This window comes from Candidatus Liberimonas magnetica, assembly GCA_020523885.1.
In the GTDB taxonomy this organism is placed as follows: Bacteria; Elusimicrobiota; Endomicrobiia; order Endomicrobiales; family JAFGIL01; genus Liberimonas; species Liberimonas magnetica.
This window is the reverse complement of sequence record JAJAPY010000005.1, coordinates 124,554-137,489: the sequence shown is the minus strand read 5'-3', so window position 1 is coordinate 137,489 and position 12,936 is coordinate 124,554. Positions and strand designations below refer to the sequence as shown.

Genomic DNA, 12,936 nt, shown 5'->3' with positions numbered 1-12,936 from the left:
TGCCAATGTCTAAACTTGGGACAGACTTGAGACAACTAGGGCCTATACTGGGTCCTTTTTATGATTTGTTTTTTTAATACTCTGGACTGTACCCTTAAAACTGGACACAAAATAAGTTAAAAAGTTAAAATAGCTGACAAGGACCCTAAAAGGAGGGCTCTTGTCATGACATACAGACGGTTTACAAAAGAACAAAAGCAGCAGATAGTAGAAGAAGCATTAAGCGGTGAAATGAGCAAGACAGCCGTAGCGCGCAAGCACACGATTTCACCGACATTGTTAACCCGGTGGATAGATGCCCATCAAAGAGGACGGTTCAACAACACACCGGTTAATGAAGCTGGATATCAGGAAAAGATAGCCAGGCTTGAGCAGATGGTCGGGCGTCAGGCCATGGAGATAGAGTTTTTAAAAAAAGCTCAAGAATATGCCCGACAACTGCAAAAGACAAAAGAGCGTTTATCAAAGAGCACCAATACTTCGTTGAAACAACGCGAAGGGGGTGCGAATTGATGGAAATGCCAAAGAGCACCTACTATTACAGGCAGCATAAGACACCCGAAGAACAGAAGTATGAAGAAAACCTCACAAAACGCATAGAAGAAATCGCTGAGGAATTTCCCGGATACGGACAAAGGCGCATTTATAAGCAACTCCGACGCGAAAAAGAGTGGAGCTCAGTCAACCATAAACGTGTAGAGCGTATAGTCAGGGAACAGAATCTTCAATGCAAGCAGCCAAGGGCATACAGGGTAACGACGAATTCAAACCACAAGTTTCTGAGATACCCGAACCTGATAAAAGACATTGTTCCGGTACAGATAAATCAAATATGGGTTGCCGACATAACCTACATTCATCTTTTACGCGGGTTCGTGTTTCTGGCAGCGGTTCTTGACTTGTTTTCGCGCAAAGTGATAGGATATGCCCTGTCTTTGACACTGGACGCTTCTTTTGTTGTAGAAGCTCTTAAAATGGCCATAAAAAGACGGAGTCCTGCGCCAGGGTGCATTCATCATTCGGATCACGGAGTGCAGTATGCCTGCAAAGAATATGTTGATGTTTTAAAAGAGCATGGCATTTTAAGCAGTATGTCCAAGCAGGGTAATCCGTATGAAAATGCCAGTGCCGAAAGCTTTTTTAAAACGTTCAAATACGAAGAAGTTTATTTGAACGAATACCATACGGTTGATGATGTTATTGAACGCACCCCGTATTTCATAGAGCAGGTTTACAACACCAAGCGTCTGCATTCTTCTATCGGGTATGTTCCGCCAGACGAATTCGAGGCTCTTTTAAATACTGCTAAACCGGCTGATATTCAGCCAGCATCCATAAGCGGATAAGATTTCAAAGACCTTGTGGAAAGATAATCACCGTTTTTGCGGTTATTCACAGCAATTCACAAAGAAAAAAGTAGCAAAAAAGAAAAAACGTCAACACCACGGCGGCTACTTCTTCTTTCTTAAAGTCAAAGTCGCAACGTCAAAGGCAACAACACCTTGTCAGCATTTGACTAACTGAGTGTCCATACGTAAGGGTACACCCCAAAGCAACATAATTTAATATACGAACAAAGGATTTATAGCGTTATTATGGAAGTGTAGAAAGCCAGCGATGCGCGCTGATTACCAACACCTCTTGCTGACCGTTTTTAAACTGTCTAAACACATTGTCACGGTTCACTAACTGAACCGCGGGCACCATCAATTTATTTTGAAACGTCATCATTGCTTTGGACATATTATCATCGCTAAGCTTTGTTTCCACCAGCAGGAAAGGCTTGTCGGCCTGGGTTATGAGAAAATCAACCTCTGCTCCGTCCTTAGTCTTAAGGAAAGACAGCTTGAACCTGCCAAGTCCCGCTTGAGTCCAGCTATTAACCGCGCGCCACAGCTCAAGCGCCACCGCGTTTTCAAACCGGGCTCCCATCTCATCAATTTCTGCATAATTGAAAAGGTAGGTCTTTTTTTCCTTAAGAATTGAGCGTGCGACTTTTTTTGTCCAGGTGGGAATTGTAAACGTGACATAGAAAGCATCCAGCAGGCGAGTCCAGTTTTTGATTGTGTCATACGAAACCTGTAGATTCTCCGCCGCGCCGCTTATAGAAAACGGGCTGCCGACTTTGGAGGGCATAAGAGAGAACAATAGCTCCAACGAGTCGACATTTTTCAACTCAAAGGTCGTGCGTATGTCTTCGCGGATAATATTGTGCGCATAGTCGTTTGACCAGCGGCGGTAAAATGCTTCGTCCGCCTTCAAGAACGGCTCCGGGAAACCGCTATACTTCATCAGGGTATTCCATATTTTGTGGGTATTAGGGCTGTTAGCCGAATCGAAATGCTTTATCGGCGAGGCATAGAACTGATCAAATTTCCTATTATGCCCAGCAAGTTCTGCGATTGTAAAAGGAAACACGTTCATGTGGAAGTAGCGTCCGGTAAGCGCCTCGCCGCCTTTGCTGCCTATATCCATCCGGCCGCTTCCGGTAACCATGAACTGATAATCCTTGCCGTATTCATCGTATATGCCTTTGAGGTAATTTTTCCATTTGCGGTATTTATGGATCTCATCGAGGATGATGAGCGGTTTTGATTCGTTTACGCGGTTAAGCTTGGTGAAAAAGAGGGGATCTGCGGCAAAAAGCTTCCTGTCCGAGAATGTATCCCAGTTGAAATATACTGAGTTCTTGAAGTTTTCGGCTGTTTGCCTGGAAAATGTGGTTTTGCCTGACTGACGCGGCCCGGAAACAAGGACCATCTTGCCTTCAGCCGTGAGAGTGTTCAACAACGATGCATAAATAGTGCGGGAGATGTTTTTCATATGCCTATTTTACATCTATACTTGAAAATAGTCAAGTCTATTTTAAGGTAGCCTCTAATTTAGACATGGTGATAAGGGAGCAAACCGAAGAAGTATTTTAGTGTAGTGTTACTGAAATAACTTGACATTTGCTGAGGGTATTTTAGCCAGCTTCAAGGAGTGAGGAGCGAGCCTACTTGAAAGTATGTGAGCGACAGAACAACGATGAAGATGGTTAAAAGACCCTCAGCCCGAAGGGGATGCCCATCTTTGGGCGATTTCTGCGTTGCTCATCGCTTACAATGCTTTTGCATTGCTCCCTCTTCGCGCCTTGAAATCACCTCAAATCTGGGCATCCAAATGTCAAGGTATTTCAATAACACTACACTGGGAGTGTTTTCAAATTTTAGGCCCAGGGACGAAAGGCCTGACACAAAACTGACACAAGTAAGGTTAATATATGTATTCCACTGACGATATCTATACTTCGGGGAGTGGTTTTCAAGACCAGCGCCAGCATCCCGCGTGAGTCAACAAATTCATTATCGCTATATTGTATCAACGTCCCTTACTCTACAGGCGGTATTGTATCCCATGGCAGACTCATATCGACTTGCAATCACTGGCTCCGGTATGCTTTTGTTGAGGCAGCATGGGCCGCTATTAGATCTTCACCTTATTTCCGAGCTCTCTTTTCACGAATGAGAAAACGAAAAGGTCCTAATGTTGCTATTGCAGTTATCGCCAGAAGACTTTCAGAAGTAATATACCGTTGTCTTTCGGAGAACCGTAATTATGAAGAACGACCTTATAACGGACCGCGGAAATATGCGGCATAATATTATTATATATTCTTCTAGTCGCCTTCCGTCATAATTAGCCTTCAGGGCTCGAATTATGGATTAAGGGACTAGAGGTCGAATCGCTATTTTGTGTTCTCAAGGGAACGAAGAGAAGATTGATCAAAGATCAAAACTGCCTTTTTTGCTATCTATTTTTATGTATTGACAATTTTCAGAGAAGATTACGACCAAAATCCATTTTATAAGTTAGTGTAGTTAGAGAAGCCTGACACCGAACTTAAAACATTATTTCGCGTCTCTTTTTCAAAGGAATCAATTCCGCTCTATCTGCCAAATATCTATTGTTCTGGATTTATTTAGAATAAAGGTAAAATTCCAGGCTTGAGTTTTTGCATAATAGTTCACGTTTGTTGAAGGATTTTAGTGTTTCGTTCCACATTTGTTCATAGTCATTATAATTTTTTTTGGGGTCCAGGTTCAGGTATTTTTTTATGAAATCAAACGAACCGGCATAGGAGCCTTCTCCTGCAGGTACGCCGGTCAGGATGAAATCAATTTTACTACGATTTGAATAGACAACATTGATATCGTCAATACTATTCAGGCATTTTATGTCCTGTTTTACAAAAATATTATTAAACCAAAAAAAGGTATTGAAATAATATTCTAAATTAAGAGTATCTGTTTTATTTAAGACAAAGAGTTGAGGGATATAACCTGGTTCATGCATTGCTTTTATTTTATTGACTTTCCCGGGAAAACTGCTGTTTAAAATATCGGCCAAGTGAGCGCTTATTTCTTTTGCCTGTGCAAGCGGCTGGATCATGTCGGAAGAATAATACCTTGTGTATCCTTTTGCTAACCAGTCGCCTATATTGTGAATTTTCACAGTGCTTATTCCGTAAGTAATAAAAATATATGTAAAAATGGAGGCTGTAATCGTAATAACAAGAGCCAACTTTCCTGCCCACCTGTCTATTAAACATCTTAGACCTAAAGCACATATTATTAAAAGCGCAGGAAGCTGAGGCAACAAATACCTTAAGAATTTAAAATGCGGTATAGAGATCAGGATAATATCTGAAACTATTATAATAGAAACCAGGGTATATATTTTCAACGACCTTTTGCCGATGATAAGATAATATAGCCCAGCAATCCCGGCTAAATAAAACGGCGCTCCGAGCAGGTTTTCGAACGTGCCCAGAGGGACCAGCCGTAAACTTTCCCATTCATACCAGGCTAAGAGCGCAGGTTCCCGTTTGGCGCTTGCGAGCATATTTTTTAGGCCGTCAAAATAAAAATAATACGGGGTTATTAAGAGCAGGAAAAGAAAACAAAAAATCGTAAAGTTTATCAAAGCTTTGTAATTTCTTTTATACGTTTCCTGACAGGTACTGAAAAAAGCTATCATTATCGGCCCGATAATAAAACCACTGAATGATTCCTTTATCAGCATCCCCAGGGCGCAGCTTAAGGCAAAATAAATGCTTTGGTCCCTGTTTTTAAAAAACTCGGATTTTATGAGGAAATATATAGACATAACCATAACGCTCATAAAAGCAAAATCAAGGGAATAACTCCGGAATATCCCTATTATAAAAGGATGTGCAGCCACAAGCAGCAATGCAATAACTCCTGTCTGCCTATCTTTAATTTCATAACCGGTTAAGAAAGTAAAGACCAGCAAAATCAACAGAAATATAGAGTTATTTAAGATATTCATGAATGTCCAGTTCATGCCTACTATAAGCAGTGAAACTGCAGCGCTTATTTCATAAAAGGGCGGGAAAGGATTGTATTTAAATGTTAAGCAGAATTTGTTAATATCGAGGTTCTTCAGAGCATCATAATAATTCGGGACATCCGGCGAATAAAGGTTTGCTATTGATTCAGTTTCGTAATTGACGAGTTTGCTTCCAAAATAAGCTGCATTGAATATATAGACGAGAATTATTGCTGCAATAATTAATAAGACCTTTGTATTCATGATTTAAGATTAAAGAATATTATATTTTAAACAACACTTTACTTTATCCGTCTCATCTAAGTTCTTACACAGGCCAAGAGCTAGCGGACTTAAGGGATAAAAGATATTATATTGGTTTATGTTTATAGTGTATTTTATTAATTTTATGATGAAAAGACAACAATAATAAAATATTAGTGGCGACCCCTCCAGCCGAAGCCGGAGGTTTCTAAAATCTGTCGCCCTCCCGGGACGAATGCGAACGCATTCCTCCCACGTCTGAAGACGGGGGATTCCAGGTCGCGGGATTGATGCCAGAATTTCAGGGAAAGAATTTAAACGGATAGTTGATAAAATAGTATTATCTCTAATTTAGTTTCTGCCTAAAACGAAGGATAGTGGCAACAACTACGATGCTTCCGATCGCAAAAAGCATGGCAATACAGCTGATCACGACTTCCGGATTTGCGCCTTTAAGCATGACATTCCTTATAACTTTGACATAATACATAAGCGGGTTAAAATATGCCACAAACTGTATTACAGCCGGCATATTTTCTATAGGGAACATTACGCCCGATAAAAGCATTGCCGGGAACAAAAACATAAAAGTCCCCATCATTGCCTGCTGTTGATTTTGGGCGATTGAAGAAACCAAAAGCCCGATACTTACTGTAGTAGTTACAAAAACCATGGTTGCCGTAATAAGAAATAACAAAGACCCTCTGATCGGGACGTTAAACAAGATTACACCTGCACTTAAAACGATCAGCGCATCAAGCAGCCCTATTAACATATAGGGCACAGCCTTACCTGCTATGATCTGCCATTTAGCAATCGGTGCAGCTATAATAGTTTCAAAGGTGCCGAGCTCCTTTTCCCTTGCAAGAGACATGCTCACCATAATTATTGTAATAAGGCTCATTATAAGCGTCATAATGCCCGGTACCATAAATATCGAAGTTTCCATAGTCGGGTTGTAAAGGACTCTAATATCAAAAACTACAGGGACTGAGGGCTTCTCTCCGGATAAATTATCCAAAACGAACTTCTGCACTATCGACCTGACATAAGTGTCTATAGCCCTGGCTTTAGTAGCGTTTTTTGCGTCAATTAAAAGCTGGATTACAGTTTCGTTTTTTGCATAAGTTTTTGTAAGCCCCTGCCGCGGCATTACAAGAACCGCATCTGCCCTGCCTGACTGTAAAGTTTGAAAAGCATCACCTTTGGGCCGGGCAGGCAAAAACCAGCCTCCAGAATACATAGTATCAGACAGCTGCCTGGCAACCACATCTGTAGGATCACTGAATATTGCAAGCTTCAGGTTCTTGAACTCGTTGTTTATGGCAAAACCAAAAATAGTAAGCTGAAGGACAGGCGCAACAAATATAAAAACCCTCATCACAGGGTCGCGCAGGGCCTGCGAAAATTCCTTTTTTACAAATCCGATAATTATTCTTATGCTGTTATTCATTTTATTTGAAGTGCAGCCTGATTCCTGACGCCTCTATCTATTATTCTATATCCTTTTTAAAACGCTTTACGGCAGCAAATACGAAGAATACGTTCATAAGAAATAAAGCGGCAAAAGGAACGTAAAGCTCTCTTATACCCGCACCCTTTAAGAATATTCCTCTTATTATGTCCATGAACCACCGGGCAGGAAGTATCATGGTGAAATACCTGAAAAAAACCGGCATGCTTTCAATAGGAAAAACAAACCCTGAGAGCAAAAGAGCGGGTAGGAGTCCTGCTACCATGGCTATCTGCATAGCTTTCTGCTGCTGGCGTGTTGCAACAGATATTAGGATCCCCTGGGCAAGAAGAGTTGTTATAAACAAAACGCATGCAACAGATAAAAGTGTATAACTGCCGAGAAAAGGCACACCGAAAACCACCCTTGCAACCGTATAAACAAAAACTATCGCTATAAGCCCAAGACCGAGATACGGAAGGATTTTCCCTGCTATTACCTCTACCGGTTTTACGGGTGTGGAAAGTATAAGCTCCATTGAACCGTTTTCCCACTCCCGGGCAACAGTCAGGGCTGTCATAAAAATAGAAAGCAGACCTGTCACAACAACAATTAACCCCGGCACAACAAACCACTGGGTATCAAGCTCCGGGTTGTACAGGAACCTCGTACTTATCTCAAGCGGGTTTTTCTGCGGAACGGAAGAAAAAAACCTGTTTACGATCTGTCTTAAGCCTGCAATATATCCTATTATTACCCCAGATTTCATGTTGTCCGTCCCGTCTACTAAGACCTGCACTTTTGCACCTATTTGAAGGGAAATATTTTTGGAAAATTCAGGATTTATAACAACAGCAACCGATGAACGCTCGGATTCAACTTCCCTGATCGGATTTGTCTCAAAATTTTGTGTTTTAACGTTGAAATACTCCGATGAACCGAATAGCCTGGCAAGTTCCCTTGATTGTTTTGAGTGGTCCATGTCAAAAACAGCAAGGTTTATATTTTTAAAATCAAAATTTATCGCAAACCCGAAGAAAATAACTAGAATAACTGGCAAACCCGCGGCCATGGCAAGTATGAACGGATCCCTGCGGATATGCATAGTTTCTTTTAAAGCTATCGCCATAGAACGCGATAAACTAAACTTATCGTTCATCTGTTTAAGCCCTCCACAAGCCTTATAAAAACATCCTCTAATGAAGGAGAAATAAACCTGCCTGCCATAGTTGAAGGAAGCGCCCGCAAAAAATTATCCGCGTGCAGTTTCGAATCAAAAACAACATGATACTTTAAGCCGTACGGCCACCAGGCAGAAACACCCAATTCTTCAAAAACACCCGCAGCTTCATGCCTGCCTGACAAAAACCTGACCTCAGCCAGCATACCGGGATACGTGGTTTTCTTAAGGTCTGCCGGGCTGTCCAAAGCTATCAGTTTTCCAGCCCGCATGAGAGCTATTCTTGAGCAGTTCTCTGCTTCGTCCATATAATGAGTTGTGACTATAACGGTTTTTCCGTTTTTTGCAAGCTCTCTTATCAGGTTCCAGAATTTAAGGCGCACTGACGGAGATACCCCTGAAGTAGGCTCGTCCAAAAATATGACTTCCGGGCCGTGAAGCAGGCAGGCGGCAAGCGAAACCTGCTGTTTTACGCCCAAAGGAAGGTCCCGTACAAGCGTTGAAAGATCATATTTAAACCCTATGAATTCAAGGAGTTCGTCCATTTTAAGCTTCGCTTCTGTTTCAGAAAGACTTCTTAATGCAGCTTTAAACATTATGTTTTCTTTTACTGTTAAATCATCGTAAAGAGTGAATTTCTGGGACATGTAGCCGACCATTTTTTTAATAGACATTCGGTTATTTGAAAGCTCTTTATCTGCAAACCTTATTTCCCCTTTTCCCGGGTCAAGCAGCCCGCAGAGAACGCGTATGGTTGTAGTTTTACCCGCTCCATTCGCGCCTAAAAATCCGAATATCTCGCCTTTAAGAACATCAAAGCTTATATCGTCAACGGCTTTAAAATGGCCGAATTGGACGGTCAGGTTTTTTATGCTTATCGCAGTTATGCTTTCCTTCATTTCGCTTCCTCTTTTAGAAACAGCTCGCCGAAATCCTTAACACCCTTTTCTTGCAGTATCTTACCCGGTTCCCCGCTTAAGATCACCCTGCCGCTTTCTATAAAATGCACTTTGCTGCAGCGTTCCGCTTCATCCATGTATGCCGTCGTTACCACAACAAGGGTCTTTTGTTCAATAAGGCTGTATAATAACTCCCAGAACTCGCGCCTAGATATCGGGTCAACACCGTTGGTGGGCTCGTCAAGCAAAAGAACCCTGGGCGACTGCAGGAGGGCGCACATGAGAGCGGCTTTTTTATACATACCGCCTGACAGCTCGCCTGCTTTCCTGTCGCGGAACTTATCAAGCCTTGTTATTTTAAAGAGTTCTTCTGTCTTTTGCCTGTAAAGTTTTTCATCAAGGGAATATAAGCTTTTAAAAAACCTCAGGTGCTCTTCGATAGACAGGTCAGGATAAAGGCTCGCCTTTGAAGGCATATAGCCTATGTGCGGCCTTAAGGCATCAAATTGAATCTGATCCTGCCCGCAAAAATATTTAACTTTTCCTGAAGTTGGATGAAGCAACCCTGCCAGGATCCTTAAGCACGTAGTTTTGCCTGCGCCGTCCGGGCCTATAATACCGTGCAGCGATGCGCTTTCCAGATTCAAAAAAAGCGAAGCCAATGCCTGTGTTTGCTCAAAGTTTTTGTTCAGGTTTTCTACAGTAATACTGATATTTTTTATCGTATCCATTTTATTTCAAACAAGTTATCTTGATATCGAGCCTGTTGCCGAACTCTATTTTCTGTCATTGCGAGCGTTAGCGAAGCAATCTCAAAAATATATTATCGTCGTAAAGTAGATTGCCACGTCGTCCTTTGGACTCCTCGCAATGACACTTTAGGAGTTCGGCAACAGCCTCTATCTTAAGACCGTCCCCTTAGTCCGGCAGTTTTATTTCCACTGTCATGCCCGGTTTTAAATATCTGTCTCTGTTTTCAAACTCTATTTTTATACCGTAAACAAGGCGGGTCCTCTCTTTTTTTGTCTGGACGTTTTTCGGGGTAAATTCAGCCTCGCTGTTTATTTTTATTATCGTTCCGTCCACTTTTTTCATGTCCGAGTCCGACACTACGCCTTCAGTTTTCATGCCTAAAGACAGCTTGCCCAGCAGCGGCTGAGGCACATAGACATAAGCCCACACTTTATCGAGTTCTGCCAGGCGAAGTATCTTTGTGCCTGAGACCACAAGTTCTCCCGGTTCATGAAACCGCAAAATAACGGTCGCATCAACCGGCGCTTGCATTGTTACCCATGAACTTCTGACTTTAGCATCATCATAGCGGAAACGCACTTTATCAAAACTGCCCTGGTCCATAGAACCCGCTTTTACAAGCTCCAAGCCCCGCCTGTAATCACGCTCAGCTGCCTGTGCCGCTACAACTATATCCTCACAGGAAAGTTTTACAAGTAAATTCCCCTTTTTCACGTCATCGCCTTCACGTACGGCAAGCGTATCAATAACACCTGAAAGCCTCGACGATATATCCAGTTCTGTGGCTTCAATTGTCCCGGCATACAAAAAATCCCTGTGCCTGTTAATGCTGATAACAACAGCAATAACCGCGATAATTATGACAGCTGCCAGCGGAATAAGTTTCTTTTTCATACTTAGCTCCCATATTAGAATAATTTCGAATAGGCAATCTCGAAATCCGAAAAAAACTGCAATATCAAATATTCAAATACCAAAAACTTCATTGCTTGAATTTATATTTTTTGTTGTTTTCCGTTTGCTTATTTAATATTTTTTCGAAATTCGAGATTCGGATTTTGTTTTTTCTATTTTGCCAGGCTTCGCATAACTGCATAATGCATCAGAAGCTGAACTTTTGTTTTTACCTGCTGCATCTTTGCTTCGAGTAAGCGGAAATTGGCATTTTCTACCTCAAGGTAGGTTGTGCTGCCTGCGCTGTAGGATTTATAGACAATCGAAGCAAGTTCCTGGGCTTCATTTATCATTTCTTCGTTAATTTTATACTGTTTCAAAAGCCCGGCAATTATATCTTTTGTCTCCTGCCAGAGCTCTGCCAGGTCTTTTTCTTTCTGTTTTTTCTTTTCTATGCTTGATTTACATGTGTATTCATACTCTTTTGCTTTTGCCTTTGTTTTTCCAGCTTCAAAAATAGGCATGGAAAAGTTCGCTCCCGCTGAAGTCTGGTTAAAAGACTCTATTTTCGGGCCGTTGGGATAATCAATGCTTGAACGCGCAGAAAATGAAAGCCGGGGCCACAATCCGGAGTTCGCGGATTCCTGAGCATACTTTGCTGAACTTGCTAACTCGTCAAAAACCTCCAGGTCCGGGCTTTTTTCCCAGAAGGTGGCTTCAGAGTAATTCTTAAATTTTAAAATGAGTGCGTCAAGAGTATCAAGGTATAAATAATTTTCAGCATTTCTTTGATCATGCATAATAGTATCAGGTAAAAATGTGCCTGTTGAAAGAGTTATACTTGAAAGTGAAGCTATCTGTCTTAAAGCAGTTGAGAAATCGGTTTTTGCCTGTTCAAGCTGCCTTGTGCGGGAAAGGACTTCAGTGTGCGAAGAAAGCTCGTCTTTCCTGCTTTTATTCCCTGCTTTTACATTAAGAAGAATATCGCTGTACTGTTTCTGTGCCAGTATAAGAGAATCATTTAACAGCATGACCTGCTCTGAACAAAGACTGAGCTGAAAATACATTTTTGCACAGGCAAGTTTCAGCTGCCTTGAAGCGCCTTCAAATTCATATTGCCTGGCACTGGCGCCGGCTTCAAACGAGTGCCAGCCGTTCTTAGAAGCGCCTTTATCCCACACTACCCAGGAAAGGGAGGGGCCGAAAGAATAGTTCTGGTTATCTCCCAATTTTTTTGTTATTGCAGCAGGCCCGGCAGCCATATCGATCTCAGGGACAATTGTATTATATTTGTAATAACCGTCAAGCGTAAGAGCAGGCATAAGAAAAGATTTTTGTTGTTTGGCTTTTTCGTTAAAAGCTTCAAAATCATAGTTCAAAGCTTTAAGCTTAGCAGAGCTTTCAAGCGATTTATTTTCCATGTCGTCATAGCTGAATTTAAAGACTCTGCCTTCATTTGCCCAAAGCGTAAAAGATAAAAGGAGCGGTAATAACACAAACATTTTCTTCATTCCGCACCCCCCGGAGCAAGCCCTTTAAACACAACTTTCAGCCTCTGGTTTATAGCTTTATCCGAAAGTATCTGGGTACTTATAAGTTTTACCATAAATTTCAATTTAAGGTTCGTAGCAATATGTTTTTCTGCAAGGCGTATTATGACATTCGGCCCTATTATTGATGCAGCAATTAGGGGCAGGATATTAAATAAAGGTATTTTTACCAGATAACCGTCTTTTTGGCATTTTCGCAGAAGCTTAACTAAAATAACCACGTGTTTTGTCATGTTTTGCCTGATAAATTCAACTATCTTTGCGTTCCCAAGAAGCACATCTTCTATGAGCATTGCTATCATGTGGCGGTTATCTCTTGCAAAGACCGCAACGGCAAATATAGCATTTTTGAACTGTTCCAGAGAGGTTTTTCCTGTCTGAGCTTCGAGGGTGAACTTTTTAAAAAATTCTTCGTATGTCTCTGTCAAAAGTTTTTCTATAAATGCTTCTTTTGTTTTGAAATGATAGTTGAACATCCCGAGGTTCACACCTGCCCTCTTGGTTACCATCCTAACGGACAGATTAGTAAACCCGGTTTTAGGAAGAAGTTCCTTTGCGGCTTCCAAAAGCTTTTTGTCAACATTGCCTGAAGGCCTGGTCATAGAGCCCTCC

Annotated in this window: 12 protein-coding genes; 3 read left to right on the top strand and 9 right to left on the bottom strand. The window is 41.6% G+C overall.

The genetic code is table 11. The features are described 5' to 3' along the window. Nucleotides 1-165 precede the first annotated feature (165 nt). Complete coding sequence (locus tag LHV68_05555) at nt 166-513, top strand: transposase (GenBank protein MCB4791336.1); 348 nt, start codon at nt 166-168, stop codon at nt 511-513. Then, on the top strand, nt 426-1,346 hold the full coding sequence (locus LHV68_05550) for an IS3 family transposase (protein ID MCB4791335.1): 921 nt from the start codon (nt 426-428) through the stop codon (nt 1,344-1,346). Before LHV68_05555 ends, LHV68_05550 begins: the two co-directional genes overlap by 88 nt. A 247-nt stretch (nt 1,347-1,593) precedes the next feature. Here LHV68_05550 and LHV68_05545 read toward each other — a convergent pair whose 3' ends face one another. Next, nucleotides 1,594-2,823: an ATP-binding protein gene (locus LHV68_05545; protein ID MCB4791334.1), complete on the bottom strand. Its 1,230-nt coding sequence runs from the start codon at nt 2,821-2,823 to the stop codon at nt 1,594-1,596. A gap of 473 nt (nt 2,824-3,296) precedes the next feature. Here LHV68_05545 and LHV68_05540 point away from each other — a divergent pair, with 473 nt between their 5' ends. Beyond that, nucleotides 3,297-3,641 (top strand): transposase, encoded by a 345-nt coding sequence (locus LHV68_05540; GenBank protein MCB4791333.1) that lies wholly within the window; start codon nt 3,297-3,299, stop codon nt 3,639-3,641. Nucleotides 3,642-3,957: 316 nt separating this feature from the next. On the opposite strand, the gene LHV68_05535 is transcribed toward LHV68_05540, so the two are convergent. The 8 genes from LHV68_05535 to LHV68_05500 all read right to left on the bottom strand — a co-directional run bounded on the left by LHV68_05535 (nt 3,958) and on the right by LHV68_05500 (nt 12,926). Beyond that, nucleotides 3,958-5,595 carry a glycosyltransferase family 39 protein gene (locus LHV68_05535; protein ID MCB4791332.1) on the bottom strand — a complete coding sequence of 546 codons (1,638 nt, stop codon included), beginning with the start codon at nt 5,593-5,595 and terminating at the stop codon, nt 3,958-3,960. A 346-nt stretch (nt 5,596-5,941) separates the two neighbouring features. After that, nucleotides 5,942-7,048: an ABC transporter permease gene (locus LHV68_05530; protein ID MCB4791331.1), complete on the bottom strand. Its 1,107-nt coding sequence runs from the start codon at nt 7,046-7,048 to the stop codon at nt 5,942-5,944. 40 nt (nt 7,049-7,088) lie between these two features. Then, nucleotides 7,089-8,207: an ABC transporter permease gene (locus LHV68_05525; GenBank protein MCB4791330.1), complete on the bottom strand. Its 1,119-nt coding sequence runs from the start codon at nt 8,205-8,207 to the stop codon at nt 7,089-7,091. Beyond that, nucleotides 8,204-9,127 carry an ABC transporter ATP-binding protein gene (locus tag LHV68_05520; protein ID MCB4791329.1) on the bottom strand — a complete coding sequence of 308 codons (924 nt, stop codon included), beginning with the start codon at nt 9,125-9,127 and terminating at the stop codon, nt 8,204-8,206. The genes LHV68_05525 and LHV68_05520 overlap by 4 nt, the downstream gene beginning before the upstream one ends. Beyond that, complete coding sequence (locus LHV68_05515) at nt 9,124-9,858, bottom strand: ABC transporter ATP-binding protein (protein ID MCB4791328.1); 735 nt, start codon at nt 9,856-9,858, stop codon at nt 9,124-9,126. The genes LHV68_05520 and LHV68_05515 overlap by 4 nt, the downstream gene beginning before the upstream one ends. A 187-nt stretch (nt 9,859-10,045) precedes the next feature. Then, entirely contained in the window at nt 10,046-10,774 is a 729-nt protein-coding gene (locus LHV68_05510) for an efflux RND transporter periplasmic adaptor subunit (GenBank protein ID MCB4791327.1), read from the bottom strand. A gap of 173 nt (nt 10,775-10,947) precedes the next feature. Next, complete coding sequence (locus tag LHV68_05505) at nt 10,948-12,285, bottom strand: TolC family protein (GenBank protein ID MCB4791326.1); 1,338 nt, start codon at nt 12,283-12,285, stop codon at nt 10,948-10,950. After that, nucleotides 12,282-12,926, bottom strand: a complete 645-nt coding sequence (locus LHV68_05500) for a TetR/AcrR family transcriptional regulator (protein ID MCB4791325.1) — start codon at nt 12,924-12,926, stop codon at nt 12,282-12,284. The genes LHV68_05505 and LHV68_05500 overlap by 4 nt, the downstream gene beginning before the upstream one ends. Nucleotides 12,927-12,936: the final 10 nt, after the last annotated feature.

Excerpts from the sequence above, each read along its gene's own strand:
- LHV68_05500 (MCB4791325.1), bottom strand. The coding sequence starts at position 12,926 with ATGACCAGGCCTTCAGGCAATGTTGACAAAAAGCTTTTGGAAGCCGCA.
- LHV68_05505 (MCB4791326.1), bottom strand. The coding sequence starts at position 12,285 with ATGAAGAAAATGTTTGTGTTATTACCGCTCCTTTTATCTTTTACGCTT.
- LHV68_05545 (MCB4791334.1), bottom strand. The coding sequence starts at position 2,823 with ATGAAAAACATCTCCCGCACTATTTATGCATCGTTGTTGAACACTCTC.
- LHV68_05555 (MCB4791336.1), top strand. The coding sequence starts at position 166 with ATGACATACAGACGGTTTACAAAAGAACAAAAGCAGCAGATAGTAGAA.
- LHV68_05515 (MCB4791328.1), bottom strand. The coding sequence starts at position 9,858 with ATGGATACGATAAAAAATATCAGTATTACTGTAGAAAACCTGAACAAA.
- LHV68_05530 (MCB4791331.1), bottom strand. The coding sequence starts at position 7,048 with ATGAATAACAGCATAAGAATAATTATCGGATTTGTAAAAAAGGAATTT.
- LHV68_05520 (MCB4791329.1), bottom strand. The coding sequence starts at position 9,127 with ATGAAGGAAAGCATAACTGCGATAAGCATAAAAAACCTGACCGTCCAA.
- LHV68_05535 (MCB4791332.1), bottom strand. The coding sequence starts at position 5,595 with ATGAATACAAAGGTCTTATTAATTATTGCAGCAATAATTCTCGTCTAT.
- LHV68_05510 (MCB4791327.1), bottom strand. The coding sequence starts at position 10,774 with ATGAAAAAGAAACTTATTCCGCTGGCAGCTGTCATAATTATCGCGGTT.
- LHV68_05525 (MCB4791330.1), bottom strand. The coding sequence starts at position 8,207 with ATGAACGATAAGTTTAGTTTATCGCGTTCTATGGCGATAGCTTTAAAA.